The sequence below is a fragment of the Sphingomicrobium sediminis genome (assembly GCF_023805295.1).
Classification (GTDB): domain Bacteria; phylum Pseudomonadota; class Alphaproteobacteria; order Sphingomonadales; family Sphingomonadaceae; genus Sphingomicrobium; species Sphingomicrobium sediminis.
On sequence record NZ_JAMSHT010000001.1, the window covers coordinates 614353 to 639406 of the forward strand.

The 25054-nt window shown below is 62.5% G+C and carries 28 protein-coding genes; 13 read left to right on the top strand and 15 right to left on the bottom strand.

Annotation, left to right across the window (positions count from 1 at the left end; all coding sequences use genetic code 11):
• Positions 1–102: 102 nt before the first annotated feature.
• Positions 103–840 carry a nucleoside triphosphate pyrophosphohydrolase gene (gene mazG / locus NDO55_RS02975; RefSeq protein WP_252112271.1) on the top strand — a complete coding sequence of 246 codons (738 nt, stop codon included), beginning with the start codon at positions 103–105 and terminating at the stop codon, positions 838–840.
• On the opposite strand, the gene hflX is transcribed toward mazG, so the two are convergent.
• The 5 genes from hflX to dusB form a co-directional block, all read right to left on the bottom strand.
• On the bottom strand, positions 837–2129 hold the full coding sequence (gene hflX / locus NDO55_RS02980; RefSeq protein WP_252112273.1) for a GTPase HflX: 1293 nt from the start codon (positions 2127–2129) through the stop codon (positions 837–839). The two genes, mazG and hflX, sit on opposite strands and share 4 nt — an antisense overlap.
• The gene (hfq, locus tag NDO55_RS02985) at positions 2126–2551 is read right to left on the bottom strand and encodes an RNA chaperone Hfq (RefSeq protein WP_252112275.1); all 426 of its coding nucleotides are present in this window, start codon (positions 2549–2551) and stop codon (positions 2126–2128) included. Before hfq ends, hflX begins: the two co-directional genes overlap by 4 nt.
• 9 nt (positions 2552–2560) lie before the next feature.
• Positions 2561–3943: a nitrogen assimilation response regulator NtrX gene (ntrX, locus tag NDO55_RS02990; RefSeq protein WP_252112277.1), complete on the bottom strand. Its 1383-nt coding sequence runs from the start codon at positions 3941–3943 to the stop codon at positions 2561–2563.
• Positions 3943–6201 (bottom strand): sensor histidine kinase NtrY-like, encoded by a 2259-nt coding sequence (locus NDO55_RS02995; protein ID WP_252112279.1) that lies wholly within the window; start codon positions 6199–6201, stop codon positions 3943–3945. Before NDO55_RS02995 ends, ntrX begins: the two co-directional genes overlap by 1 nt.
• A gap of 70 nt (positions 6202–6271) precedes the next feature.
• On the bottom strand, positions 6272–7270 hold the full coding sequence (dusB, locus tag NDO55_RS03000; protein ID WP_252112281.1) for a tRNA dihydrouridine synthase DusB: 999 nt from the start codon (positions 7268–7270) through the stop codon (positions 6272–6274).
• A 52-nt stretch (positions 7271–7322) separates the two neighbouring features.
• Here dusB and NDO55_RS03005 point away from each other — a divergent pair, with 52 nt between their 5' ends.
• Positions 7323–8486 carry a bifunctional 2-C-methyl-D-erythritol 4-phosphate cytidylyltransferase/2-C-methyl-D-erythritol 2,4-cyclodiphosphate synthase gene (locus NDO55_RS03005; RefSeq protein WP_252112283.1) on the top strand — a complete coding sequence of 388 codons (1164 nt, stop codon included), beginning with the start codon at positions 7323–7325 and terminating at the stop codon, positions 8484–8486.
• Positions 8483–8974 (top strand): CinA family protein, encoded by a 492-nt coding sequence (locus NDO55_RS03010; protein ID WP_252112285.1) that lies wholly within the window; start codon positions 8483–8485, stop codon positions 8972–8974. The genes NDO55_RS03005 and NDO55_RS03010 overlap by 4 nt, the downstream gene beginning before the upstream one ends.
• Here the strand turns inward: NDO55_RS03010 and NDO55_RS03015 are convergent.
• Complete coding sequence (locus tag NDO55_RS03015) at positions 8935–9399, bottom strand: type II toxin-antitoxin system RatA family toxin (RefSeq protein ID WP_252112287.1); 465 nt, start codon at positions 9397–9399, stop codon at positions 8935–8937. The genes NDO55_RS03010 and NDO55_RS03015 overlap by 40 nt on opposite strands.
• Positions 9400–9401: 2 nt before the next feature.
• Positions 9402–10334, bottom strand: a complete 933-nt coding sequence (gene lipA / locus NDO55_RS03020; protein ID WP_252112289.1) for a lipoyl synthase — start codon at positions 10332–10334, stop codon at positions 9402–9404.
• Between the two features lie 83 nt (positions 10335–10417).
• Between lipA and NDO55_RS03025 the strand changes: the two genes are divergently transcribed.
• The 3 genes from NDO55_RS03025 to NDO55_RS03035 are packed head-to-tail and all read left to right on the top strand — an operon-like array spanning position 10418 to position 12291.
• Positions 10418–11362: a sodium-dependent bicarbonate transport family permease gene (locus tag NDO55_RS03025; protein WP_252112291.1), complete on the top strand. Its 945-nt coding sequence runs from the start codon at positions 10418–10420 to the stop codon at positions 11360–11362.
• Positions 11362–11667: a P-II family nitrogen regulator gene (locus tag NDO55_RS03030; protein ID WP_252112293.1), complete on the top strand. Its 306-nt coding sequence runs from the start codon at positions 11362–11364 to the stop codon at positions 11665–11667. Before NDO55_RS03025 ends, NDO55_RS03030 begins: the two co-directional genes overlap by 1 nt.
• Positions 11668–12291: a carbonic anhydrase gene (locus NDO55_RS03035; protein ID WP_252112295.1), complete on the top strand. Its 624-nt coding sequence runs from the start codon at positions 11668–11670 to the stop codon at positions 12289–12291.
• 6 nt (positions 12292–12297) lie between these two features.
• Here NDO55_RS03035 and NDO55_RS03040 read toward each other — a convergent pair whose 3' ends face one another.
• Positions 12298–12648: a hypothetical protein gene (locus NDO55_RS03040; RefSeq protein ID WP_252112297.1), complete on the bottom strand. Its 351-nt coding sequence runs from the start codon at positions 12646–12648 to the stop codon at positions 12298–12300.
• Between the two features lie 101 nt (positions 12649–12749).
• Between NDO55_RS03040 and NDO55_RS03045 the strand changes: the two genes are divergently transcribed.
• From NDO55_RS03045 to NDO55_RS03055, 3 genes are read left to right on the top strand one after another with little or no spacing between them, the layout of a single operon-like run.
• Entirely contained in the window at positions 12750–13460 is a 711-nt protein-coding gene (locus NDO55_RS03045) for an NYN domain-containing protein (protein WP_252112299.1), read from the top strand.
• Positions 13461–13516: 56 nt separating this feature from the next.
• Positions 13517–14044, top strand: coding sequence for a pyridoxamine 5'-phosphate oxidase family protein (locus NDO55_RS03050; RefSeq protein WP_252112301.1), 528 nt, complete (start codon positions 13517–13519; stop codon positions 14042–14044).
• Positions 14045–14057: 13 nt separating this feature from the next.
• Positions 14058–14297: a hypothetical protein gene (locus tag NDO55_RS03055; RefSeq protein ID WP_252112303.1), complete on the top strand. Its 240-nt coding sequence runs from the start codon at positions 14058–14060 to the stop codon at positions 14295–14297.
• Positions 14298–14354: 57 nt separating this feature from the next.
• On the opposite strand, the gene NDO55_RS03060 is transcribed toward NDO55_RS03055, so the two are convergent.
• Complete coding sequence (locus NDO55_RS03060) at positions 14355–14690, bottom strand: hypothetical protein (RefSeq protein ID WP_252112304.1); 336 nt, start codon at positions 14688–14690, stop codon at positions 14355–14357.
• Between the two features lie 128 nt (positions 14691–14818).
• On the opposite strand from NDO55_RS03060, the gene NDO55_RS03065 reads away from it, so the two are divergent.
• From NDO55_RS03065 to NDO55_RS03080, 4 genes are all read left to right on the top strand, one after another.
• The gene (locus tag NDO55_RS03065; RefSeq protein ID WP_252112306.1) at positions 14819–15397 is read left to right on the top strand and encodes a pyridoxamine 5'-phosphate oxidase family protein; all 579 of its coding nucleotides are present in this window, start codon (positions 14819–14821) and stop codon (positions 15395–15397) included.
• A gap of 230 nt (positions 15398–15627) precedes the next feature.
• On the top strand, positions 15628–16239 hold the full coding sequence (locus NDO55_RS03070; protein ID WP_252112308.1) for a hypothetical protein: 612 nt from the start codon (positions 15628–15630) through the stop codon (positions 16237–16239).
• Positions 16240–16325: 86 nt separating this feature from the next.
• Complete coding sequence (locus NDO55_RS03075; protein WP_252112310.1) at positions 16326–17090, top strand: DUF3187 family protein; 765 nt, start codon at positions 16326–16328, stop codon at positions 17088–17090.
• 130 nt (positions 17091–17220) lie between these two features.
• Positions 17221–17667, top strand: coding sequence for a hypothetical protein (locus tag NDO55_RS03080; RefSeq protein ID WP_252112312.1), 447 nt, complete (start codon positions 17221–17223; stop codon positions 17665–17667).
• Between the two features lie 3 nt (positions 17668–17670).
• Here the strand turns inward: NDO55_RS03080 and NDO55_RS03085 are convergent, their stop codons facing one another.
• The 6 genes from NDO55_RS03085 to NDO55_RS03110 form a co-directional block, all read right to left on the bottom strand.
• Positions 17671–17958, bottom strand: a complete 288-nt coding sequence (locus tag NDO55_RS03085) for a DUF1905 domain-containing protein (RefSeq protein ID WP_252112314.1) — start codon at positions 17956–17958, stop codon at positions 17671–17673.
• Positions 17955–19358 (bottom strand): sensor domain-containing diguanylate cyclase, encoded by a 1404-nt coding sequence (locus NDO55_RS03090; RefSeq protein WP_252112316.1) that lies wholly within the window; start codon positions 19356–19358, stop codon positions 17955–17957. The genes NDO55_RS03085 and NDO55_RS03090 overlap by 4 nt, the downstream gene beginning before the upstream one ends.
• 168 nt (positions 19359–19526) lie before the next feature.
• The gene (gene ettA / locus NDO55_RS03095; protein ID WP_252112318.1) at positions 19527–21206 is read right to left on the bottom strand and encodes an energy-dependent translational throttle protein EttA; all 1680 of its coding nucleotides are present in this window, start codon (positions 21204–21206) and stop codon (positions 19527–19529) included.
• A gap of 68 nt (positions 21207–21274) precedes the next feature.
• The gene (locus NDO55_RS03100) at positions 21275–22909 is read right to left on the bottom strand and encodes a long-chain fatty acid--CoA ligase (RefSeq protein ID WP_252112320.1); all 1635 of its coding nucleotides are present in this window, start codon (positions 22907–22909) and stop codon (positions 21275–21277) included.
• 63 nt (positions 22910–22972) lie between these two features.
• Positions 22973–23296, bottom strand: coding sequence for a YbaB/EbfC family nucleoid-associated protein (locus NDO55_RS03105; protein WP_252115512.1), 324 nt, complete (start codon positions 23294–23296; stop codon positions 22973–22975).
• Between the two features lie 8 nt (positions 23297–23304).
• Complete coding sequence (locus tag NDO55_RS03110; protein WP_252115513.1) at positions 23305–24981, bottom strand: DNA polymerase III subunit gamma/tau; 1677 nt, start codon at positions 24979–24981, stop codon at positions 23305–23307.
• Positions 24982–25054 lie beyond the last annotated feature (73 nt).

The following is a 25054-nucleotide window of genomic DNA, read 5'->3' on the forward strand; positions in this document are numbered from 1 at the left end:
AGGCAGGCCATTTTCCTCCCCTCTCGTCATCACCAGCCGTCGTAAAGGCTTTTGCTTTGTCCAAGCCTTCGTCATGGTGTCGAGCAATCAAGACGGAGGAATATGATGGGTCTCGACCGCCTCGTGGCGATCATGCGGCGCCTGCGCGACAAGAAGACGGGCTGCGAATGGGATAGCGTCCAGACGTTCGAGACGATTGCGCCCTACACGATCGAGGAAGCCTATGAGGTCTCCGAAGCGATCCACCAGGGCGATATGGACGGTCTGGCCGACGAATTGGGCGATCTCCAACTGCAAGTCATCTTTCACAGTGTCATGGCCGAGGAAATTGGCGCTTTTACGCTCGATGACGTCTTCGACCGCATTTGCGACAAGATGGAGCGCCGCCACCCGCATATTTTCGGTGACGCCAAGCAAGGCGGACATCAACTCTGGGAAGAGATCAAGGCAGCCGAGCGCAAGGAAATGGACGACCAGAGCGCGCTGGCCGGTGTCGCATTGGCCCTGCCTGCGCTCGAACGTGCCCAGAAACTGCAGAAACGCGCCGCGCGTACCGGTTTTGACTGGCCCGATGCGAGCGGCGCCAAAGCAAAGATTGCCGAGGAGCTTGCCGAGTTGGAGGCTGCGGGCAACGATGCGGAGCGCGAGGAAGAGCTTGGCGACCTGCTATTCGCCGTGGTGAACCTGGCGCGTTTTCTTAAGGTCGACTCTGAAGAAGCACTACGTAAGGCCAACAGAAAGTTCGAGAAACGGTTTCGCACGATCGAGGCCCATCCCGACTTTGCGGAAGCCGACCTTGACGGCAAGGAAGCGCTCTGGCGCGAAGCGAAAAAGGCCTAAAGCTTCTCGAAACGCTGCCAGTCGCGGTCGGACAATTCGACGCTCAACACCATTTCGTCGCCGTCGACATCGCTGTCGTGAACTTTTCCGTTGGCATGCAGCCAGCTGATGCGTGCCCCGTCGCTTACCGGGAGGCGTAGTTCGCGGCGCTCGCGCTCGGGGTCGAGACGCTTGCCGACGATGGCGCGTAATTCGTCCACCCCCTCGCCAGTCTCCGCGCTGATCAGGATGGCGCCTTCGCGCTCAGCCTGTTCGGTCACGAATGCCAGCTTCTCGCCCTCCAGCAGATCGACCTTGTTCCAGACCTGCAGCCGCGGCGGTGCGCCCTCTCCCTCCAGTCCCAATTCCTTCAGGACTGCATCGACGTCATCCGCCTGCGCCTCGGTATCGGGATGCGCGATGTCGCGGACGTGCAGGATGAGGTCGGCGCTGGCGACTTCTTCCAAGGTCGCCCGGAAGGCCGCGATCAGCTGCGTCGGCAGGTCGCTGACGAAGCCTACCGTGTCTGAGAGGATGACCTTGTCATGGCCCGGCAGGTTTACCGCGCGCATGGTCGGGTCGAGGGTGGCGAACAGTAGATCCTCGGCCATCACCGTCGCATCGGTCATGCGGTTGAACAGCGTCGATTTGCCGGCATTGGTATAGCCGACCAGCGCGACCACCGGATAGGGCGCGCGTTGCCGCCGGACGCGGTGGAGGCCGCGCGTTTTCTTGACTTGTTCCAGTTCGCGCCGGATCTTGGCCATGCGATCGCGGATCATGCGCCTGTCGGCCTCGATCTGCGTTTCACCGGGGCCGCCAAGAAAGCCAAAGCCGCCGCGCTGGCGTTCGAGGTGGGTCCAACTGCGCACCAGGCGGCCGGCCTGATAGTCGAGATGCGCCAATTCAACCTGCAATCGGCCTTCAGCCGTCGCCGCGCGCTCGCCAAAGATTTCGAGGATAAGGCCGGTTCGGTCGATCACCTTGGCCTTCGTGCGGTCTTCCAAATTCTTCTGCTGGACTGGCGTCAGGCTGTGATCGACGAGAACCAAAGTCGCGTCGGCTGCAGCCGCCATGGCCGCAATATCGTCGACTTGGCCGCCACCGAACAAGGTCGGAGGCCGAACCTGTCGGACCGTGAAACTGGTCTGATCGGCGACCTCGATCCCGATGGCCTCGGCAAGCCCCGAGGCCTCTTCAAGCCGAGCATCGGCATCGCGCGCATGCGGATAGCCGCGAATGACGGGCACGACGAGTAGAGCCCGTTGACCGCCGGCGCCCTCGTCTTCGTCGCGGTTGAAAACACTCATGAGCCAGCCGCCGCAACCGTTGAAATGGCATGTTTGAAGGCAAGCTGGAGCCCTTCGCGCGTTTCGATCAGCAGTGCGTAATTGTCATAGTCGAGCAGGATGCCTTCAAGCCCGATGCCGTTGACGAGGAAGATCTTGACCGGCTTGCCCTCGAGCCGGTGCAGGAAATCGCCCTGCCGGTCATGTGCGCGCGAGGCGTCTTCGTCGGGCGCTTCGGTCGCGGCAGCAAGAATGGTCGAGATGGCCTGTTTGTAGACAAGTTGCTCATCGCCATGGCGTTTGAGCAGCAGGCTGTAGCTATCAAAGCCGCTCAGCTGCCCCTGCAGGCGCACGCCCTTGACGAGATAGAGTGTCACCGGCGCCCCTGTCCGGCGCTGGTGGTTCAGGAAGGCGTCCTGGAGATTGGCGGGGCGATCGGACAATGGGCGGTCCTACGACTTGTCGCCGCGCTTCTCGTTGATACCGAGTGCCTTGAGTTTCCGGTGCAGCGCCGAACGCTCCATGCCGATGAAGGCGGCGGTGCGGGAAATATTGCCCGAGAAGCGACGAATCTGGACGCGCAGATATTCGCGTTCGAAATTCTCGCGAGCTTCGCGCAGTGGCGAGCCCATCATGGCCACGGTCGACGTCGCGCCATTGCCGTCGCCCTTTGTGTCGGTGACTTCGGGTGGCAACAGGTCGATCTCGATCGCTTTGGCGCGGTCGCCCGGCGTCATGATCATGGTGCGCTCAATAATGTTGCGCAGCTGGCGGACATTGCCCGGCCAGTCATGCGATTGCAGCGCAGCCATGGCTTCGTCGGTCACCCGCGGCGGCTCGATGCCGCGCTCGGCGGCGAAGCGCGCGATGAAATGATCGGCCAAAACGACGATATCCTCGCGCCGTTCGTTGAGCGGCGGGATCGAGACCGGCACGACATTGAGGCGGTAATAGAGATCCTCACGGAAATTTCCCTCGTCGATCTCCTGTTGGAGGTCCTTTGCGGTGGCCGAGAGGACGCGGACGTCGACCTTGACCGGGCGGGTGCCGCCGACGCGCGTGTAGCTCTGGTCGGTAAGGACGCGCAGGATCTTGGCCTGCGTGTTGGAAGGCATGTCGGCAATCTCGTCGAGGAAGAGCGTCCCACCATGCGCCTGCTCCAACAGGCCCGGGCGCGCGGCGCCATCCTTCTCGCTGCCGAATAACTCCTCTTCGACCCGGTCGGGCGCCATCATCGCCGCCGACACGGTGACGAAAGGCCCGTCGACCCGCGGGCTCCAGCCATGGATCATGCGCGCGGCGATTTCCTTGCCGACGCCTGCGGGGCCGGAAATCAGCACGCGGCTGCCGGTCGGTGCGACACGCTTCAGCGTCGCGCGGACCGCGTTGATCGCACCCGACGTCCCTTCAAGCTGTTCCTCGCGCATCGCCGCCTGCTTGAGCTGCGCATTTTCGCGGCGCAGGCGGTCCGTCTCCGTGGCGCGTTCGACAAGGTGGAGCAGCTTGCCGGCTTCGAACGGCTTTTCGATGAAGTCGACGGCCCCTGCCCGCACCGCGGCAACCGCCGTGTCGAGATTGCCGTGACCCGAAATCATGATCACCGGCAGCGTGCTGTCGCGCCGTTTGATCTCTTCGAGTAATTGTAGCCCGTCCAGTTCGCTTCCCTGCAGCCAGACGTCGAGCAAGGCGAGATGCGGGCGGCGCTGGTCGATGGCCTCGAGCGCGCCCTTGCTGGTGCCGGCGCTGCGGACTTCATAGCCCTCATCCTCCAGCACGCCGGCCACGAGTTCGCGAATGTCGGCTTCGTCATCGACGACCAATATTTCCAATGCCATTACTCGGGATCCTCGTCATATTCATTGTCGTCGCCGGCGCGGATGAGCGGGTCACCCGGCGCAGCTTCGGCACGTTCGTCCAGCGTCGCCGCATCGAAATGGATGCGGATATGCGTGCCCCCGCCCGGCCGGTCGAGGAAGGCGATATCGCCGGCATGTTCCTCGACAATCTTCTTCACGATGGCGAGGCCGAGCCCGGTGCCGCGAACGCGTGTAGTCATATAAGGCTCGGTTAGCCGTTCGCGTTCCTGCGGCAGGCCGACGCCGGTATCGAACAGTTCGATCACGACATCGCCTCCGGTGCGCGCGACCTTCAGCTCAACCCGGTCGCCATCCTCATTCTCGACGCCCTGTTTTCGCCTTGTTTCAATGGCTTCGACGGCATTCTTGACGATATTCGTCAATGCCTGGGCGAGCTGGCGGCGGTCGCAGACCATGCGGATATCCGCACTTTGCGGGTCGATCGAGAAATGGATGCCGGGATGCGCGACTTCGTGGAGGAACAGCGCAGCGCGCGCGATGTCGTGGACGTTCTCCTCGCGGAAAACGGGCTTCGGCATGCGCGCGAAGTTGGAAAATTCATCGACCATCCGCCGCAGGTCGCCGACCTGGCGAACGATGGTGTCAGTAAGACGCGCAAAGGTCTCGTCATCCTGAGGCACGGTATCGCCATAGCGGCGCTGCAGTCGCTCGGCGGCGAGCTGGATCGGCGTCAGCGGGTTTTTGATCTCATGCGCGATGCGGCGGGCAATATCCGACCAGGCAGCACGGCGCTGGTCCGAAAGCTGGTCGGTGACGTCGTCGAACGTCAACACGGTGCCGTCATCATAGCGCACCCGCTTGATCGCCAGCGTGCGCGCGCCGGTTTCGCTCGGCAATTCGACGATCGCTTCCTGACGCGCATCGGCGAGATATTCCGCAAGTTCTGAAGACAAATCGTCGAGCTTGCGGCCTTCGAGTGACTTTTCATCGTCGCCCAGCAGCATGGCGGCGGAGCGGTTGATAAGCTGGATATTGTGGTCATCGTCGATGGCGATGACGCCGGCGGTCACCGAGCCAAGCACGGCCTCGATGAATGCGCGGCGCAGGTCGGACAGCTCATTGGCTTCGAGCAGCGCGCCGGTCTGGTCCTCGATGCGCGACGTCATGCGGTTGAAGGCATGGGCCAGCACCGTGATCTCGTCCGCTGCCGGTTGCGGCGGCACGCGCGCGGTGAAGTCCCCCTCCTCCACCCGGTTGGCGGCAAGCACGAGTTGCCCGACCGGGCGGGCCAACCTGTCAGCGAGTTTCAGTGCGGCAAAGATTGCCAGAGCGACGATGAATAGCGCGCCGAGCAACAAGGCCGCGTTGAACTTCAACTGGTTGGTGCGCGATCGCTCGAGCAGGTCGCTATAGCTGGTGCGTACTTCGTCGGCGCGGTCGATCTGCACCTCCAGCGCCGTGCTGATGTAGCGGACCGCATAGAGATAGCCATTCTCGACATTGGGCAATTGCGTCAGGACGGCGATACGACCCGGCATCTCGACGCTGACCGTATCTCCCCCCTGGAGGTCTTCACGGGCCGCGAGGATCTTCTCCTCGTCGATCATGCCTTCATAGGCGTTGGCGGCCGCGTAGACGTCGATTTCGCCATCCGCGATGCGGAGCACGGCGCTCTCGTTCAATTGACGAAAATAGGTCTGGTCCTCGACCGTGATCTGGAATTCCTCGCCCTGCGGCGGCATCGTCTGCAGCGCACCGACAAGATCGACTGCCATGTAGAGCGCCTCGTCCGACACATCGAGTATCTCTTCGGTTAGCGTCGAATTGGCGATCTCGACCGTATTTTCGAGCATCGAGCGAGCGCGGTCGGAGAACCAGAATTCGAGCCCCGACTGGATCAACAGCGACGCGAAGATGGCGACGACCACGGTCGGCACGGCGGCGATGATCGAGAAAAGCGCGACCAGCCGCGTATGCAGGCTCCCCGTCCCCACCCCTTGCCGCTCGCCGCGCACACGCGCGATGCGGCGCGACAGCAGGACCATCAGGATGATGGCGGGAATGAGGTTGCCCACCATCAGCAGCGCGATCATCAGCGGGCTGAGCAAGGTCGGCTCGCCATGATCGTGCAGCAGGAGGTCGGCCGAATAGCCCAATGTCCCGATCAGGACGATGGCCACGATCAGCGTCAGTATACGCATGCGCGAACGGTGGCGCTGGTCCGCCTTGGGCGGGAGCGCCGGCTGCGCTTCAGAATCGGGTGAACGTACGTCCATGCCGGTCCCGCCTAGCACGGAAGCGTTGCATGAAAAACACAGTTTTTGGGGGTAAGGTCACACGGCCCGATCAGGCCGCGTCGCGCTCCGCCCAGGGGGCATAGAATTCGCGCAGCATCGCAATGACGCGGGCCGGGTCTTCCTGCTTGTTCACCTCGTTGCGGAACTCCGCCGAGCCGTGCAGGCCCTTGGTGTACCAGCCGAGATGCTTGCGCGCGACATTGACGCCGACCTTGGTGCCGTACAGCGAGAGCATGTCCTCATACTGTTCGAGGATAGTCGCCAGCTGTTCGTCCATGCCGGGATCGGCCTTGGTATCGCCATGCATGAAGTCGGCAATGATTTGGCCGAGCAGCCAGGGCTTTCCGTAAGCACCGCGCCCGATCATGACACCATCAGCGCCCGACTGGTCGAGCGCTTCATGCGCATCCTCGATCGAGTTGATGTCGCCATTGACGATGACGGGCAGGTTGGTCGCCCCCTTGACGTTGGCGATGTAGGACCAGTCGGCGCTGCCCTTGTAGAGCTGGCAGCGCGTGCGGCCATGCACGGTGATGAGCTGCGCACCGAGATCCTCGGCGATGCGCGCCAGCTCGGGAGCGTTGAGGCTCGAATGATCCCAGCCCATGCGCATCTTGACCGTCACTGGCACCTTCACCGCCTTGACCGTCGCTTCGATCAGCGAGGCTGCCAGCGGCAGGTCGCGCATCAGCGCGCTGCCGGCATAGCCGTTCACGACCTTCTTCACGGGGCAGCCCATGTTGATGTCGATGATCGCCGCGCCCTTGTCTTCGTTCAACTTGGCCGCTTCGGCCATGCGCTGCGGCTCGCAGCCGGCAAGCTGGAGCGACACCGGATTTTCGCTCGGGTCCCAGGTCGACTTCTGCAAGCTCTGGCGAGTTTCGCGGATCATCGCTTCGGATGCGATCATCTCGGACACGGTGAGGCCGCAGCCATGCCGCTTCACGATCTTGCGAAACGGTACGTCCGTGACGCCCGTCATCGGCGCAAGGATGACAGGGTCGGCGATTTTGATATCGCCAATCATGATGGGCTTCAGTCGTGCCATGATGGGCGGCCCTTTACCCAAATCCCCCTTCACAGGCAAATCTTTCGCCGCCATGGCTAGGATCATGCATGTCACCGCACTCATCGTCGCTGCAGGATCCGGAACTCGGATGGGCGGCGACCTGCCCAAGCAATATGCCCGGATTGGCGGCAAGGCGGTGCTCGCCCACGCCGTCGACGCCCTTCTCTCTCACTCGAAGATCGACGCCGTGCGCGTTGTAATCGGCGAAGGGCAGGAAGACATCGCGCGTGAAGCGCTAGAATGGCGCGATGTCGGCGATTTCATCATCGGGGGCGCAACGCGCAACGAAAGCACGCGCAACGGTTTGGCCGCTGTGGAGACGAGCCATGTGCTGGTGCATGACGCGGCGCGCCCCTTCTGCCCGCCAGAGGTGATCGACCGCCTGGTAGAAACACTTGATGGCGATGCCGTGGCCGTCGTCCCCGTTCTTGCGGTGGCTGACACGATGGCCCGGCTCGACGATGGTGGATTGGGTGAAGCGGTCAGCCGCGATGGATTGGTAAAGGTCCAGACGCCGCAGGGATTTCGGACGGAGCAATTGCTTGATGTTCTGGAGCAGTCGGACCTAGCCGGCGCCGCGGCAACAGACGAGGCCAGCGTGATCCGCGCGGCCGGCCTGCCTGTCGTCACGGTCGAGGGCCATGCGAAACTGGAAAAGCTGACGACGCCTGCCGACTGGGCGCGGGCGGCGCGTGAAATGGAGCAAGACATGGTGCCGCGCACGGGAATGGGGTTCGACGTTCACGCCTTTGCCGGGCCAGGACCGATCATACTGGGCGGGATCGAGATCGCGCATGAGAAGGGTTTGGCGGGGCATAGCGATGCCGACGTCCTGCTCCACGCCATCACCGATGCCCTGCTGGGTGCCGCAGGGCTTGGCGATATCGGAGAGCATTTCCCGCCGAGCGACCCGCAATGGAAAGGCGCGGCCTCCGACCAGTTTCTTGTCCATGCGGCGAAACTGGTCCGCGCAGGCGGCGGGACGATCGATCATGTCGACGCTACCGTCATTTGCGAAGCGCCCAAGGTCGGCCCGCACCGCGCCGCCATGCGCACAAGGATCGCAGGCATCCTCGAATTGCCGGAAGCTTCGGTCAGTGTGAAAGCGACGACGACCGAGAAGCTTGGTTTCGCAGGACGCAAGGAAGGCATTGCCTGCCAAGCTGTGGCCAACATCCGGATGGCAAGCGCTTGAGCAGTCTCCACCCCTCGCTGACCGAAAAGGTCGAAGCGCTTCTCGATGCGCATCGCAAGGCTGGTAGCAGGGTCGCGATGGCCGAAAGCTGCACCGGCGGCCTCGTCTCAGCCGCGCTGACGGACATTGCCGGGTCATCAGATGTTTTTCTGGCGGGTTATGTCACTTATTCCAACGAAGCGAAGACGCGGATGCTGGGGGTTGAGCCCGTTCTCTTCGAAACCGACGGCGCGGTCTCCGAGAAAGTGGCGCGCGCCATGGCCGAAGGTGCCCTCTCCCGCTCCGGCGCTGACGTCGCCGTCTCCATCACTGGTATTGCGGGCCCGGGCGGCGGGTCGATGGAAAAGCCTGTCGGTACGGTCTGGTTCGTCCGCGCATCGAGCGACGGGGCAGTGATGGCGAAGCTGGAAAATTTCGATCCTGCCGCCAGCCGTGACGAGATCAGGCGTCAGGCTGCGCTGGCAGCCTTGGAGCTATTGTCGCCGTAAAGTTCGTCGGCACGTGCGATGAAGGCGTCGGTCATGCGGCGCAGTGCGCGGTCGAACATCTGGCCCGCCACGGTCTCGAATATGCGGTTCTTGAAGGCGAAGTCGACGCAGAATTGGAGGTTGGTGCCCCCTTCCCCGTCGCTTTCGAAGTCCCAGTCATTCTCGAGATATTTGAGCGGCCCCTCGATATAGTCGACCTTGATGTGCATCGCCTCGCGATCCTTGGTCACACGGCTGGTGAAGCGCTCCTTGAACGCCTTGAAGCCGACGACGAGGTCGGCGACCATCTCGGTCTCGCTGTCCGAGCGAACGCGCACCGCGCTCACCCAGGGCAGGAATTCATCATAACGAGCTACATCGGCGACCAGGTCGAACAACTGGTCGGGACTATAAGGGAGATGTCGGGTCTCGGTATGACGCGGCATGTCTAGTCGCGGCGCTCCTTGGCGAGCTTTTCCTCGCGGGCCTTGCGCATCTGTTCGAAATCGTCACCGGCATGATAGCTCGAGCGGGTCAGCGGGCTGGCCGCGACCTGCAGGAAGCCCTTCGCGCGGGCGATGCTGGCATAGGCATCGAACGTCTTGGGCGTGACGAACTCCTCGACCGTCGCATGCTTGGGCGTCGGCTGGAGGTACTGACCCATGGTGATGAAATCGACATCCGCCGAGCGCATGTCGTCCATGACCTGGTGCACTTCGAGGCGCTGCTCGCCAAGGCCGACCATGATGCCGGACTTGGTGAAGATGCTGGGATCGTGCGCTTTCACGCGCTCCAGCAGACGCAGCGAGGCATAATAGCGCGCACCGGGACGAATGGTCGGGTATAGGCGCGGCACGGTCTCGAGATTGTGATTGAAGACGTCGGGACGCGCTTCGACGATCTTCTCGATGGCCTGCTCATGCTTGCCACGAAAATCGGGCGTGAGGATTTCGATCGTCGTGTCGGGCGTCTCGCGGCGAAGGGCCTTGATGACCTTCACGAACTGGTCCGCACCGCCGTCGGGCAGGTCGTCGCGATCGACCGAAGTGATGACGATATGCTCGAGCCCCATCTTGCCCGCCGCGATCGCGACATTGTCGGGCTCCAGCGGATTGACCGGGCGCGGCATGCCCGTCTTCACGTTGCAGAAGGCGCAGGCACGCGTGCAGGTGTCGCCAAGGATCATCACCGTGGCATGCTTCTTGGTCCAGCACTCGCCGATATTCGGGCAAGCCGCTTCCTCGCACACGGTGGCAAGGCCGAGCTCGCGCATCAGCTTCTTGGTCTCGGCATAGCCCTCGCTGACCGGCGCTTTGACGCGGATCCAGTCGGGCTTGCGGCGCGGTGTCGCCTTTTCAGGGGGAGTCACGGGTGCGTTCATGAGGGCGAGATAGCGATCCTGCTTGCCAAAGCCAAGGCTAGCCGTTTAGCCAGCGTCCAACCAACAGGAGGGCACCCACTGACATGATCATCGAGACGCTCACGTCGCCGATCATTTTGTTCTTCGTACTCGGTATGCTGGCCGGTTTCGCACGTAGCGACCTGTCCATCCCTGAGGCCATGTCCAAGGCCATGGCCATCTACCTCATGGTCGCGATCGGCCTTAAGGGTGGGGTCGCGATTTCCGAGACCGGGATCACACAGGAATTACTTCTGGCGGGCGCGGCCGGCATCGGGCTTTCTTTCCTGATCCCATACCCGGTTTTCTTCCTGCTGCGGAAGATTGGCGGACTTGGCCGTGTCGATGCAGCGGCAACGGCGTCGCATTACGGCTCGGTCAGCCTCGTCACCTACATTACCGCCGCCGAAGTTTTCGAAGCGGCTGGTATGCCCGCGGCCGGCTTTATGGTCGCTGTCTTGGCCCTGATGGAAGGCCCGGCCATTATTTCGGGGCTCAGCCTCGCCCGCGACAAGGCGTCCAACGAAAAGGGCGACTTGCTCCGCGAGGTTGTCCTCAATTCATCGGTGGTGCTTCTGGTCGGCTCGATGGTCATCGGTGCGGTCGCCGGACGCGAAGGGTTCGAGCCGATCGCGCCGACGTTCGAGGTTGGCTATCGCGGTGTCCTCGCCCTGTTCCTGCTCGACATGGGCCTGATCGCCTCGCGGCGCCTGCGCGAGACACGCTCGATCACGATCCGGCTGGCCAGCCTCGGTATCGCCATCCCGGTCGTCAATGGCGTACTCGGCGTAGTGCTAGGCACGGTGCTGGGGCTCGATCCAGGGACGGCGGCCATCCTCGGCGTATTGGCGGCCAGTGCGTCCTACATCGCCGTTCCTGCCGCGATGCGCCTGGCGCTGCCGCAGGCCGATCCCGGTATCTATCTTTCCATGTCTTTGGGGATCACTTTCCCCTTCAACGTGGTCGTCAATATCTTCTTCCTTAGCTGGCTTGCGGAGGCACTCGTCTGATGGATCTCACGATGATGAAACGGATCGAAATTCTCGCCGACGAGCAGCTCGTGCCGCGGCTTGAGAAGATCATCCGAAATTCGGGCTTTTCCGGACACACGGTCATGCCGGTGCTTCAAGGCTCCGGCAGTCGCGGCGCCTGGCAGGACGAGCGACTGACTGCATCGAGCCGTGTCATGGTGCTAAGCATCGGCACGAAAGAAGATGCGGACAAACTGCTCGAGGCGATCGGGCCGCTGCTCAGCGACTATCGACTGCTCCTCACCATAGGTGATGTCGAAGTCGTACGCCGGGATCATTTCTAGATGCCCGAGTTTCGCGAGCTCCTAGACGGCTATCACCGCTTTCGCCGCACCGATTATTATCGCCACCGCGGACGCTGGGAAGAATTGCAGGGTGGCCAGCACCCGCCGATCATGATCATCAGCTGCTGCGACAGCCGTGTCGATCCGGCCACCGTGTTCGATCTCTCGCCCGGACAGGCGTTCGTGCTGCGCAATGTGGCGAATATCGTTCCGCCTTATGACGGCGAAGCCGGACTGGCCGGGGTTCGCTCCGCCATCGAGTTCGGTGTCACCGGGCTAGGCGTGCGGCATATCGTGGTGATGGGCCATGGCTCGTGCGGTGGTATTGCCGCGTCGCTCAAAGGCGGTGACCAAGGCTTGGAGGGCCACAGCTATCTCGACGACTGGATCGCGCTTCTGGATGAACCGCGCAGCCGGGTCATCGACGATGACTCGATCGAGGACAAGCAGACCGGGCTTGAATATGAGGCGGTGCGCCAGAGCATCGTCAACCTGCGCGGCTTTCCCTACATCGCCGAGCGCGAGGCAGCAGGGAAGATCAAGCTCCACGGTTGCCATTTCGCGATCGGCAAGGGCCAGCTTTACGTCCTCGACGAGGAAAGCGGCGCGTTCCGGCCGGATTAGGCGTCGCTAGCAGTCCAAGTCATAGTCGTAATAAGCGCGACCATACTCATCGACATAATAGCAGTCGCCGCGGCGATCGCGGTAATATTGCTTGTCGTCGATCACGGCACCGATGACGCCGCCGAGGACGGCGCCTGCCGCTGCGCCCTCGACTACCGACACGCCGTCGACAAGAACGCCGAGTGCGACACCGGCTGCAGCGCCTGCGACAACGCCGTCGACCACACTCGAGCCACGGCGGTCGTCATAGGGGTCGTCATAATAGCCGTAACTTGCGCCCGCGCCGTAGCCGAGGCCGCCGCACGCACTGAGGCTGAGGCCGGCGGCAAGCGTGGCTGCCATCATCTTCTTGTTCATTTTCACTCTCCAAAAAACGCATGGTGGCGCGGAACAAGGACATGGGGGCCTTCCGTTCCGTCCAAGAGCCGCTATGCAAGCTCAATGGGAATGAACGAAAGATGAGCAAGCGTAACGAACGCGAGGAGGAGCTGAACATTGCCCTCCTGATCGACGCAGACAATGCGAGCCCCGACCATCTCGACGAGGTGCTGACGGTGCTGGCAGAGTGGGGCGAGATCAATATCCGCCGCGCCTACGGCAACTGGCGCAAGCATTCGCTGCGCAGCTGGGCCGACCTTACCGGTCGTCATTCCATCGTGCCGGTCCAGCAATTCGATGTCGTGAAAGGCAAGAGCGCGACCGACATGCGCATGGTCATCGATGCGATGGACCTTCTCTACAAGGGGCATGTCGGGGCGTTCGGGATCATGAGCTCGGACAGCGACTTCCTGCCGCTGGCGCAGCGCATTCGCGAGGGCGGCATCCCGGTATACGGCTTCGGCACTGCCAAGGCGCCCGAAAGCTTCCAACAGGGCTGCACGCGCTTTTACGACACGGCCAAGCTGGTCAACGAGAATGGCGCAAGCGAAGTCGACAACAAGATCGACCAGGGCCTGCTCGATATACTGGGCAATGCCTACAAACAGTCCAAACGCGACGAGGAGGGCTATACGCCGCTCTCGGAAATGGGGCAGCGCGCCAAGGCGGTTTCCAGCTTTGCGGTGAGAAACTACGGGTTCACGCGACTTTCCGACCTCGTGCGCAGCCTCGACTATTATGACGTCAAGAAGGACGCCGATGGGCGGCTGGTCGTGAAGCGTCTGCGGTAAACCGAGGAGCGCCTCCCCTTCCCCGCTCGTTGATGGGGAAAGAATAGGAGGCGTACATGTTTTTCAATAATGACAAGACCGACGCACAGGTCCGCGAAGATCTCGAAGCCAAGCTTTGGAAGGAACTGGGATCGTCCAGCCCCTTCGTGATGCTGGGCCTCGAAGGCGTCGAAGATAGCCGCACCCGCCCGATGACCGTCCAGATCGACGGTGAAGGCGAGAACCGCACCATCTACTTTTTCGCCGACAAGCGCGAAAGCCTCGTAACCGAACTCGAACGCAGCAGCCGCGCGGTTGCCGCTTTCCAGTCGAAGGGCCACGACATTTTCGCGCATATCCACGGCAATCTCGTCATCGACAATGATCGCGCCGTCATCGACCGTCTTTGGAATTCGATGATCGCGCCCTGGTATGAAGGCGGCAAGGACGATCCCAACCTCGTCCTCCTGCGCTTCGATACCGGTATGGCGAACATCTGGGAAAATGCCGGCGCCGAACATCTCGTCCAGGCCGCGATCGACGCGCTGGGCGGCAAGGCCGACAAGCCCAATTACGAAGACAATCGCGCCGACGTGCAGCTTTAAGGGAGGCGAATTCATGTCCGACGATCTTAATCGCCGCACCGAGACCGCCCGTCGCAACGACGATAGCGATCTCATCGATAACAGCCTCGATACGCCCAATTTCCAGGGCCGCTTCCAGGGTGACATCCAGACCGATGTCGCAACGCAGGCCTCGCAGGAGCGAGTTCGCGATGCCGAAGCGACCGAAGGCGTCACCAAAGAGGATGACATCAACCATGGTCAGCGGGTCCCCGCCGACCAACCCAATCTCTAGGCCAGAAGGTTTGTAGCGTACGCGTACAGCTGGGCCGGTTTTCGAAAGGAAGCCGGCTCAGTCCATGCTGGCAAGCTGCAGGTCGACCCGCTTGACGATGCAGCCGGGATTTCGCTCGCGTGCAATGTCGAGCACATCGCGATCATGGGTCGGATGATCGAGCATCAGGACATGGCGCGCAAAATCGCCGCCGCAATCGATCCGCAGTCTCGACATGTCTTCAAGTTCGATCCTGGCATCGGTCAGGCGCGGCGCGACTTCTTCGACGAATCCGCGGAACCGATAGTTCGGCTGCTCCGCCATCGTCATTGCGGTTTCCGCAGCCGGAATACCGATCATCAGCGCGAGCCCGAACAGGCCAGCCTTGGCAATATCTCTTGAGTCCCCACCCATAACCGCCTTCGTAGCGATCAAATGCTTGAAGAAAAATGACTCTCGTCGCTTGAGGACGGCAACTTGCCGATAAGGCTGCTCATCGCCCGGCTGGCGGTTGCGGTTAAGCTGGGCTAGGCCCCTTCCCCATGGAAAAGCCCGAAACGCTCGACGAGGTGCTCGCGGACATCAAGGCCCGGCTGGCGCTCGGGGCGGGCGATCGCAAGACCATGTTCCATACGCCCGCCATCGTGACCGCAGACGTCGACGCCCGCGTGATGGTGCTGCGCGATTTCGATCCCGACGCGATGCGGTGTCGTTTCCACACGGATTTGCGCAGCCCCAAGGTGGCGGCCGTCGAGGCCGACCCGCGCGTGGCCATGCTCGCCTATGACAAGCCCAGCAAGCTCCAGCTGCGCGCGCGCGGGCGGGCTCGGATCGTGCGTGATGGCGACCTCGTCGACGCGGCATGGGCCGGGAGCACCAATTTCGCCAAGAGATGCTATCTCGGCGACGCGCCGAGCGATGTTTCGCGAGTGCCGACATCGGGGCTGCCCGAGCAGTTCGAAGGCGTTGAGCCAGACGACGAACAATTGGTCCCGGCGCGCGAGAATTTCGGATTGCTCCTCATCGACCTTGATGAGGTCGATTGGTTCACGCTTGCCCATGACGGCCATCGTCGTGCGATTTGGCGCCGCGAGGGCGAAATGGAGTGGCTGGCGCCCTGATTTCCGCCACATCCGTTATCCATTCATAGGTGCGTATAGCAGTAAAAAGCCCGTAAATCCGGTATTTCTGGAACAGAAATGGTTACCGCCATGGTAGGGCGGTTCGGCTCATCGCAGCTAAGCGCTCCATTCGTCGATAACCGCTAAATTCGCGTTTGGAGGATGATTGACCCTTAACCCTTCCCTGCGCTGTCTCTTTCGCCTCAGTAACAATAGTCTTTGGGGATGGAATGATGATCAGACGTTCGATGCTGCTGGCCGCCACGGCCGCAATTTTCACGGCGACACCTGCGCTGGCGCAGGATGCCGGCGAAGGCGACGGCACCGAGGAAGGTAGCGGCGAAGGCACGGACGGCGGTGAAGGCACTGACGGCGGTGAAGGAACCGATGGTGGTGAAGGCACTGACGGCGGCGACGGCACCGATGGTGGTGAAGGGAGCGACGGGGGTGAAGGCACTGACGGCGGCGAAGGTACCGATGGCGGTGAAGGCACTGAAGGTGGCGAAGGAACCGACGGCGGTGAGACCGATGCCGGCGAAGGTACGGAGACCGAATCGAACGGCCTTGGTAGCCAGGTTCGCGAGCTCGCGCAGGGCGAACGCGATCCCGAGCAGCCCGGTATCGGCCACCTCGTCCGCGAATTGGCGCGTCCTGCCGAAGTAAGCGAAGCGCGTGCGGCAGCTGCCGAAGCGCGTGAGCAGGCCAAGGCCGCCCGCGAAGAGGCCAAGGTCGCTCGCCAGGAAGCCAAGGGCGCCCGCGACGATGCGAAGGCCGCGCGTGAAGACGCCAAGGATGCGCGCCAGAATGCGCGTGAAGCGCGGGGACGCGGCCGCGGTCGTTAAGCACCGCACTCACCACCTGATGCGGGGCGTCGCCGAAAGGGAGTCGGCGGCGCCCCCTTCATTCTAAGATTTCGGGGGATTTCATCATGTTTCGCATCATTGCGCTCGGCACGGCGCTGAGTTTCGCGATCGCCGCACCGGCAGCCGCGCAGAGCGTCACGGTTTCAAGCGGTGTCGATTATAGCAGCGGAAGTTACGGGACCGACACCGACACCAGCATCCTCGTCGTGCCGTTCAGCCTGCGAACCCGCGGCGATGGTTGGTCGGTCGGCGTCTCGGTGCCCTATATCAACATCGATGGCTCCAGCAGCGTGGTCGGCGGCGGCGGTGGTCCCATCATCACCGATCCCGATGCCGAGACGAGTAGCCGTTCCGGGGTCGGCGACCTCTCGGTTCGCCTCAATGTCGACATTGCCGAATTGGAAGGCATGGAAGTCAGCTTTGGCGGCCGCCTCAAATTGCCGACCGGTAACCGCGAGAAGCGCCTCTCCACGGGTGAGACGGACATTTCAGCGGGTCTCGAAGTCTCGGCAACGCGCGGCGACATCCTGCCCTATGCCGAGCTTGGCTATCGCGTGCTTGGCGATCCCGAAGGAACGACGCTTGATGACGGGATCTATGGGTCGGCGGGCCTGACTTTCCTACTCGGCGATGGGCTCGTCGGGCTTGCCAGCTATGACTATACGGCTGCCAGCGTGTCGACGAGCGAAGACAGCCACAGCCTCTTCGGTGCCCTGGTCATCCCGGCCGGCGATCGCTTGAGCGTGACCAGCTATGGCACGCTGGGCCTGAGCGAAGGCGCGCCCGATTATGGCCTGGGCCTCCTGCTCAGCTTCAAACTGGCGGAATGAGGTTTTGCGAGGGGGCTAGATGGCCCCCTCACCCATTTTCGCGCCCTGCCCTTGCAAGGCGTCCAAAGCGTTCCCATCTTCAACTGTGTTGCTGCACTAATGCAGCGTTACGGCAAGGAGCATGGGAGCAATGACCGATCACGAAGCCCGCGAACGGGCCCGCGTTCATTTCGAGAATTTTAAGAATGCCGCGATGGAAGCGCGCGACGAGTTTATCAAGGCGATGACCGAGATGCGCAGCATGTCGCAGGACAAGGCCCGCGAAGCACGGGCGCATGCGCACGAACATCAGCGTGAATGGCGCGAGGAAGCGCAGGAATTCGTCGGCCGCGTCCGCGAGAATGTCGCGCGTCAGGCCGAAGCGGCTGCCCATCGTGCACGCAAGGCCGCGGAACGGGCCGAGCGGGCAACCGAGCGGATGCATCGCAAGATCGAGGCCGCACAGGAGCGTGCTCGTGCTGCCGCCGAGGAAGCGCAGGCTGCGGCGAAGGAAGCCGAAGCTGCTGCTGCGGAAGCACAGAAGGCCGAGGACGAAGGCACCAAGCCCAAGAGCAAGAAGCCCAAAAAGAAGAAGTAGGGCCTAGCCCGCCACTTCCAGCTCGATATCGACCGGTAGGTCGAGGGAAAGCCCCTCGGCCTGCCGGACCGATTTCTTCATCGGCAAAAGGAAGCTCCCGCTCGATTTGTCCGGGAAAAGCGAGGTGCGCCAGCTTGTCTCGCCTACCCGCACGCTAACCTTGATCGAACCGAAGCCGCCGCGCTGCCCCATGGCGTCGAGCCGCACTTCGCTCGCCGTCTCGGCCGGCAGGGTGACGAAGAACCAATTCCCCCCGGACCAACGCCATAGCGGCGCGGTGAAGCGGATCACTGCGCGCCTGCGGGCGCTGCATCCTCATAGACCAGGCAGAGATTGCGGCCTTCATCCTTGGCGCGATAAAGCGCGAGGTCGGCGTCGCGCAGCATCTCGCCTGTGATCCGGTGCCGGTCGCGATATTCGGCGATCCCGATACTGATCGTCACATGTTTGAGATCGTGCGACCATTCATGCGCTGCGGCGCGTTCACGCAGCTTCTCACAGCGTTCGAAAATGTCCTCGGCGCTTTCGCCCTCGAAAATGCCCAGGAATTCCTCGCCGCCCAAGCGTCCCAATTTCCCGGTCGCCTCCAGCTCCTCGCGCATCAGGTTCGTCAGGGTCGAGAGGATGTCATCGCCCTGCACATGCCCGAAGCGGTCGTTGATCGACTTAAAATGGTCGATATCGACCATCGCGATGGCGAGCGGTGTCTCGTCGCGGCGGGCGCGCACCATGGCCTGCTCGAGCTGGCGCAGGATCTTGCGCCGGGTCGCCATGCCGGTGAGCTGGTCGGTTTCGGCCAGTTCGAGATTCTGCATCGCTTCGTTCTGGTGGCGCCGGATGAGCACGGCGAGCGGCATGATCGCTGCGATCAGGCAGACCAGATAGGCTTGGAAATAGATCACCTGCGTCTGGATATTGTCGAAGTGCTCGCTGACCGGCCCCTCTCCCGAAGCCGTCAGATAGGAGCCGATGGCGGTGACCAGCAGGATGCCTACTGCTGCGCCCGAGAGACCCAAGGCAGAGGTCGCTAGCGCCAGCCCAACGACCGGCAAGAAAAGCAACGGATAGGTATGCTGTGCGAAGGCGGCGAGCGACATGGCGACGAGCAGCGCATAGACCGCGAAAGCCCCGGGGCGCACAAGCTTGCGCCGATCGTGGCGATCGGAAGCCAGGAACATGATGACCGGGGTGACCGTCGCAAGACCCAGCATCACCGTGCTAGACCAGGACCACAGGAATTCGAGACTGAAGTTCATCGAGAGCGCGCCCGCCATCAGCGCGCTGGCCACGCCACCCGCAATCAGCGCCCCAGCAAAACGGATGATGGCAACCGGATCGCCCGGATGCGCGAAGCGATGGCGACCCATCAGGCGCCAGACGATGAAGCCTTCGATGATATTGGCCGCGGTGTAACCGGCAGCGACGATCCACGGCACGCCGCCCACGACATTGGCGCCCATACTCGCAAACCCGACACCCGCCGCCAGCACGACGCGCGCCTCGCGCGGTACGAGGAACAGCCCGGCGACGAACACGCCGCTGGCGGGCCAGATGGCGGCAATGCCGTCCTCGGCGTCCGTGACGATCAGCGCCGCGACCGCACAGACAAGGTAGAGCAACGAGAAGGCGAGCGTGATTGGCAGATGGCGCACCATCACCTTGCGCTCCAAATTCTCACTTGGTTTCAACATGTTCGGCACGTCCCCACGTCTCGCATTCGCGCATATCCGAGCAACGCGCATTTGATGCGAGTGCCCTTAAGTGCCGATTGCCGCGGAAAGACTCAATGCCAAATCAAGAAAGATCGTAAAGCCCGCATCAAGGATAGCGAGCTTTACGATCCAGTTTTCGGTTCCCGATTAGCGGGTTAGCTTCTTATACGCCAAGCGGGTCGGACGATCCGCCGCGTCGCCGAGGCGGCGGCGTTTGTCTTCTTCATAGGCCTCGAAGTTCCCCTCGAACCATTCGACATGGCTGTCGCCTTCGAAGGCGAGAATGTGCGTGGCGAGGCGGTCGAGGAAGAAGCGGTCGTGCGAGATGACCACGGCGCAACCGGCGAAATTCTCGATCGCGTCTTCCAACGCACCCAGCGTTTCGACGTCGAGATCGTTGGTCGGCTCGTCCAACAGCAGCACGTTGCCGCCCTGCTTGAGCATCTTGGCCATGTGGACGCGATTGCGCTCACCGCCCGAAAGCTTGCCGACATTCTTCTGCTGGTCCGCGCCCTTGAAGTTGAAGGCACCGACATAGGCACGGGTCGAGGTGTCGTGACCGTTGACGGTCATGTAGTCGAGCCCGTCGGAAATCTCTTCCCAAACATTGTTAGCCGGATCGAGATCGTCGCGCGATTGGTCGACATAGCCGAGGCGGACCGTGTCGCCGACCTCGATCGTGCCGCTGTCAGGCGTTTCCTGGCCGGTGATGATCTTGAAGAGCGTGGACTTGCCCGCGCCGTTGGGACCGATCACGCCGACAATGCCGCCCGGGGGCAGCGTGAAGCTCAAATCTTCGAACAACAGCTTGTCGCCATAGGCCTTCGAGATGTTGTTGGCCTCAATGACCTTGCCACCGAGGCGCTCGGGCACCTGGATGACGATCTGCGCCTTGCCGGGCTTGCGATCGGCCTGTGCGTCCTGGAGCTGCTCGAACTTGCGGATACGCGCCTTCGATTTGGTCTGGCGGGCCTTGGGCGACTGGCGGATCCATTCCAGTTCGCGGCTGAGGCTCTTCTGGCGACCGCTTTCCTCGCGCGCTTCCTGTTCGAGGCGCTTGGCCTTCTTCTCGAGATAGGTCGAGTAGTTGCCCTCGTAGGGGAAGTAGCTGCCGCGATCCAATTCGAGGATCCAGCCGACGACATTGTCGAGGAAGTAGCGATCGTGGGTGATCATCAGCACCGCACCGGCATATTCCTTGAGATGGTTTTCGAGCCACTCCACGCTTTCGGCATCGAGGTGGTTGGTCGGTTCGTCCAACAGCAGGATGTCGGGCTTCTGGATGAGCAGGCGGGTCAGCGCAACGCGGCGCTTTTCACCGCCTGAGAGGTTTTCCACGCTCGCATCCGAGGGCGGGCAGCGAAGCGCTTCCATCGCGATCTCGAGCTGGTTGTCGAGCGTCCAGCCATCGACCGCATCGATCGCTTCCTGAAGCTCGCCCATTTCGGCCATGAGCGCATCGAAGTCGGCATCTTCGGGCGGGTCGCCCATCAGCGTGGTGATCTCGTTGAAACGATCGACCTTGTCGGCAATCTCGCGCGCGCCGTCCTTGACGTTTTCGAGCACGGTCTTGCTCTCGTCGAGCTGCGGTTCCTGCGGCAGGTAGCCGACCGAGATATTCTCGCCCGGCCAGGCCTCGCCCTGGAAGTCCTTGTCGATGCCGGCCATGATTTTCATGAGCGTCGACTTACCCGCACCGTTGGGGCCCACGATGCCGATCTTGGCACCCTGGTAGAATTGCAGGTTGATGTTCGAAAGCACCGGCTTTTGCGCACCGGGGAAGGACTTGGTCATGTCCTTCATGACGAAGGCGTACTGGGCGGCCATGGGTCGCGATTCCTACTTGCTGATTAGGGGTTTGGAAGCCGCCTAGCCTATCGGAGGGAGACGCGCAATCAGTCGCGGCCCGTCATCGCTTCGACGCCTTCGAAACTATAATCCTTGAACTGTTCGCGCAGGGTCTTTTTCGAAAGCTTGCCAGTGGCCGTGTGCGGGAGTTCGTCGACGAACTCCACGGCGTCGGGCAGCCACCATTTGGCGACCTGTCCCTTGAGCCCCTCGACCACCGCGTCGCCGGACACCTCGCAGCTTCCGTCTTTCACGCAGACGAGCAGCGGGCGTTCGTCCCATTTGGGATGGAAGATGCCGATGCAAGCGGCCTCGGCGATGCCGTCCACGCCAAGCGCAGCATTTTCGAGCTCGATCGAGCTGATCCATTCGCCACCCGACTTGATGACGTCCTTGGAGCGGTCGGTGATCTGCATGGTGCCGTCGGGATGGAGCGCGGCGACGTCGCCTGTGGAGAACCAGCCATCTGCGTCGATGGCGGGTTCGTCGGCCTTGAAATATTTGCCGATGACCCAGGCGCCGCGGACCTGGAGGTCGCCCGACGCCTTGCCGTCGCGGGGCAGCACATTGCCCTCATCATCGACAATGCGCATTTCGATGCCGAAGGGCACGCGGCCCTGGCGCGCGATCCAGTCAACTTGCTCCTCGTCGCTCATCTCTTCCCAGCCATTGGGCTTGCCGCCAAGGCTGCCGATGGGCGAGAGCTCGGTCATGCCCCAGGCATGGCTAATGTCGATGCCGCGGGCGCGGAACCACTTGATCATGGCGCGCGGCGCTGCCGAACCGCCGATCGTCACCTTCTTCAAGGAGCCGAGTTCGTCGCCCGTCTCCTCGATATGCTTGATCATGTCGATCCAGATGGTCGGCACGCCCGCCGAGTGGGTGACTTTCTCATCGCGGAACAGGTCGACCATGCGCTTGGCGCTATAGTCTGCGCTCAGGACCATCTTGCAACCGACGAGCGGCGCCGCCCAAGGCAGGCCCCAGGCATTGGCGTGGAACATCGGTACGATGGGCAGCGCACAATCGCGCTTGGCAAGATCGAAGCAATCGGGCTGAACCTCGGCGAGCGCATGCAGCACCATCGAGCGATGCTCGTAGATCACGCCTTTGGGATTGCCGGTGGTGCCTGACGTGTAACAAAGCCCGATCGGATCACGCTCATCGGCGTCGACCCATTGGAAATCGTCATCCTCGGCGCCGATCCATTCCTCGAAGCTGGGATCCCCTTTCCAGCCTTCGGGCGGGTCGTAGACGATGTAATGCTCGATCGTCTTCCAATGCTCTCTCATCGCATCGACGAGCGGCTTCATCATCGCATCGTAGAGCAGCACCCTATCCTCGGCATGGTTGCCGATATAGCCGAGCTGCTCGGGGAAAAGGCGCGGGTTGATGGTGTGGAGCACCCCGCCCATGCCGATCGCGCCATACCAGCTGATGAGATGGCGCTCATGGTTCATCGCAAGTGTGGCTACTCGGTCGCCCTGCTTGACGCCCAGCTTGGTCAGCGCCTTGGCCATCTGCCGCGACTTTTTGGCAATCTCGGCCCAGTTGGTGCGCGTCATGTTGCCATCGGCCCAGGCCGAGACGATCTCGCCATCGCCATGCTCGCGCTCGGCATGGTCGACCAGCCGCATCACGTTCAAGGGCCAATCCTGCATCGTGCCGAGCCGTAAAGTCATGACGAAATTCCCCTCCTGACAGAGAATGTTACGCTAGATTGCTGTGAAGGTGTGGCAATACCTCTAGAAGGGCATCTTCATGCCGGGCGGGAGCGGGAAACCCGACGTCGCCTTCTTCATTTCCTCGGCTGCTGCCACATCAGCCTTGGCCTTGGCATCGTTGAAGGCGGCGGTGACGAGATCCTCGACCATCGCCTTTTCCTCGGGCTTCATCAGGCTCTCGTCGATCTCGACGCGCACGATCCGGCCCTTGGCGGTGGCGCGAACCTTGACCAGTCCGCCGCCGGCTTCGCCTTCGACCTCGATCTTCTCGAGCTCGTTCTGCGCATTGGCGAGGTCTTCCTGGGCCTTCTGCGCCATGGCGAGGATTTCGTTCATGTCGGGCATGTCGGGCATTAGCTTGCGTCCTTGATTGATTCGAGTTGTGCATCGGGAAAGGCGTCGGTGACCGCCTTCACCATCGGATCGGCCAGCGCGTCCTCGCGCTCGGCCTGTTGTTTCATTACCACCTGCTCGGCAAGGCTCGGTGCCCCGCCATGATCCTGCAGGTCGATCTGCCATGCAGCGCCGGTGAGCTTCTTCGCTTCGTCCGCAAGTTCGCGAGCGAAATTGCTGTCGAGCAGTGCCTTGGGCTGCAACATCAGCCGGGGCGCATCATAGGAGACGAGGCCGACCTTGTCGTGGAGGTCTACGCCGAGCCGTGGCCGCGCATCGTCGATAAGATCGACAAAGGCCTGGAAATCGACCGGTAGCCCAGCCGGCGCGCGTTCTGCCCGCGTTGCGGGCGGCGTTTCCGGCAGCGCCGCGGCCGGAGCGTCTGCAGCAGGCGCGGGGTCGCTCTTCGTTGGCGACGGTGCGGGCGGGGTCTTCCCGCTCGAAATCGCATCGATCACGGCGCCCGGGTCGGGCTGCCCTGCTGCATGGATGGCGCGGAGCAGCGCCATATCGGCGGCCTCGCGCGGATCAGGCGCAGTCTCGACGTCCTTGAGACCCTTCAGGAGCAATTGCCAGAGCGCATGGAGCTGAGGCCAGCCCATCGCCTCGGCATCGGCGGCGATCGCACCTTGTTCTTCGGCCGAGCGCATCACGTCATCCTGCCCGCTGGCCTTGCGGCGCGAAATGGCGTGGAGCGCGTCGAGCAGGCCGCGCATGAGCGCCTGCGGTTCGACGCCTAGGCCATGGGCTTCGTCCAGCGCGGCGAGCAACTTGCCGGCATCGCCATCGAGCAGGATGTCGAGCAGCCCCCTCACCCGTCCGCGATCGGCAAGGCCGAGCATGTCGCGCACTTCGGCAGCGCTGACTTCGGCGCCACCATGCGCGATGGCCTGGTCGAGCAGCGAAAGACCGTCGCGCACCGATCCTTCAGCCGCGCGCGCGATGATGGCGAGCGCATCATCCTCAACCTTGATGCCTTCCTTCTCGGCAATGCTGCCGAAATGGCTTGCCAGCAATTCGGCCGGGATGCGCCTCAGGTCGAAACGCTGACAGCGCGAGAGCACCGTGACCGGCACCTTGTCGACCTCGGTCGTTGCGAACAGGAATTTGACGTGGGGCGGCGGCTCTTCGAGCGTCTTCAACAAGGCGTTGAAGGCGCTTTTCGAGAGCATGTGCACTTCGTCGATGATGTAGATCTTGTAGCGCGCCGAGACTGAGGCGTAGCGCACCGCCTCGATAATCTCGCGCATGTCGTCGACTCCAGTATGGCTGGCGGCGTCCATCTCTACGACGTCGATATGGCGTCCCTCGGCAATGGCGACACAGGGTTCGCACACGCCGCACGGGTCGATCGTTGGCCCGCCATTTCCGTCAGGGCCGATGCAGTTCAACGCTTTGGCGATGAGGCGCGCGGTCGAGGTCTTCCCGACCCCCCTCACCCCGGTCATCAGGAAGGCGTGAGCGATGCGGTCGGTCCGAATCGCATTGCCCAGCGTACGGACCATCGCGTCCTGGCCGATCAGCGCATCGAAGCTTTGCGGGCGATATTTGCGCGCCAGCACCTGATAGGCCTCGGGCTTTGCGGCGCTTTGCGGCTGTTCGGGTTCGTCGAGACCGAGCCCGGGACCGGGCGGCATCTCGTCAATCTGTGATTCGGCGTCGTCCATTGCGGCAAGACTAAGCGGCTGCCGGCATAAAGGCGAGAGGGGG

What these genes read in the sequence shown, in the direction of transcription:
- NDO55_RS03080 (WP_252112312.1), top strand. Translation starts at nt 17,221, where the DNA reads ATGACCGATCACGAAGCCCGCGAACGGGCCCGCGTTCATTTCGAGAAT.
- NDO55_RS03050 (WP_252112301.1), top strand. Translation starts at nt 13,517, where the DNA reads ATGTTTTTCAATAATGACAAGACCGACGCACAGGTCCGCGAAGATCTC.
- NDO55_RS02995 (WP_252112279.1), bottom strand. Translation starts at nt 6,201, where the DNA reads ATGGACGTACGTTCACCCGATTCTGAAGCGCAGCCGGCGCTCCCGCCC.
- NDO55_RS03045 (WP_252112299.1), top strand. Translation starts at nt 12,750, where the DNA reads ATGAGCAAGCGTAACGAACGCGAGGAGGAGCTGAACATTGCCCTCCTG.
- NDO55_RS03025 (WP_252112291.1), top strand. Translation starts at nt 10,418, where the DNA reads ATGATCATCGAGACGCTCACGTCGCCGATCATTTTGTTCTTCGTACTC.
- NDO55_RS03015 (WP_252112287.1), bottom strand. Translation starts at nt 9,399, where the DNA reads ATGCCGCGTCATACCGAGACCCGACATCTCCCTTATAGTCCCGACCAG.
- dusB (WP_252112281.1), bottom strand. Translation starts at nt 7,270, where the DNA reads ATGGCACGACTGAAGCCCATCATGATTGGCGATATCAAAATCGCCGAC.
- lipA (WP_252112289.1), bottom strand. Translation starts at nt 10,334, where the DNA reads ATGAACGCACCCGTGACTCCCCCTGAAAAGGCGACACCGCGCCGCAAG.
- NDO55_RS03110 (WP_252115513.1), bottom strand. Translation starts at nt 24,981, where the DNA reads ATGCCGCCCGGTCCCGGGCTCGGTCTCGACGAACCCGAACAGCCGCAA.
- NDO55_RS03090 (WP_252112316.1), bottom strand. Translation starts at nt 19,358, where the DNA reads ATGTTGAAACCAAGTGAGAATTTGGAGCGCAAGGTGATGGTGCGCCAT.
- NDO55_RS03065 (WP_252112306.1), top strand. Translation starts at nt 14,819, where the DNA reads ATGGAAAAGCCCGAAACGCTCGACGAGGTGCTCGCGGACATCAAGGCC.
- NDO55_RS03035 (WP_252112295.1), top strand. Translation starts at nt 11,668, where the DNA reads ATGCCCGAGTTTCGCGAGCTCCTAGACGGCTATCACCGCTTTCGCCGC.
- NDO55_RS03040 (WP_252112297.1), bottom strand. Translation starts at nt 12,648, where the DNA reads ATGAACAAGAAGATGATGGCAGCCACGCTTGCCGCCGGCCTCAGCCTC.
- ntrX (WP_252112277.1), bottom strand. Translation starts at nt 3,943, where the DNA reads ATGGCATTGGAAATATTGGTCGTCGATGACGAAGCCGACATTCGCGAA.
- mazG (WP_252112271.1), top strand. Translation starts at nt 103, where the DNA reads ATGATGGGTCTCGACCGCCTCGTGGCGATCATGCGGCGCCTGCGCGAC.
- NDO55_RS03055 (WP_252112303.1), top strand. Translation starts at nt 14,058, where the DNA reads ATGTCCGACGATCTTAATCGCCGCACCGAGACCGCCCGTCGCAACGAC.
- NDO55_RS03030 (WP_252112293.1), top strand. Translation starts at nt 11,362, where the DNA reads ATGGATCTCACGATGATGAAACGGATCGAAATTCTCGCCGACGAGCAG.
- hflX (WP_252112273.1), bottom strand. Translation starts at nt 2,129, where the DNA reads ATGAGTGTTTTCAACCGCGACGAAGACGAGGGCGCCGGCGGTCAACGG.
- ettA (WP_252112318.1), bottom strand. Translation starts at nt 21,206, where the DNA reads ATGGCCGCCCAGTACGCCTTCGTCATGAAGGACATGACCAAGTCCTTC.
- NDO55_RS03105 (WP_252115512.1), bottom strand. Translation starts at nt 23,296, where the DNA reads ATGCCCGACATGAACGAAATCCTCGCCATGGCGCAGAAGGCCCAGGAA.
- NDO55_RS03060 (WP_252112304.1), bottom strand. Translation starts at nt 14,690, where the DNA reads ATGGGTGGGGACTCAAGAGATATTGCCAAGGCTGGCCTGTTCGGGCTC.
- NDO55_RS03075 (WP_252112310.1), top strand. Translation starts at nt 16,326, where the DNA reads ATGTTTCGCATCATTGCGCTCGGCACGGCGCTGAGTTTCGCGATCGCC.
- NDO55_RS03070 (WP_252112308.1), top strand. Translation starts at nt 15,628, where the DNA reads ATGATGATCAGACGTTCGATGCTGCTGGCCGCCACGGCCGCAATTTTC.
- NDO55_RS03100 (WP_252112320.1), bottom strand. Translation starts at nt 22,909, where the DNA reads ATGACTTTACGGCTCGGCACGATGCAGGATTGGCCCTTGAACGTGATG.
- NDO55_RS03005 (WP_252112283.1), top strand. Translation starts at nt 7,323, where the DNA reads ATGGCTAGGATCATGCATGTCACCGCACTCATCGTCGCTGCAGGATCC.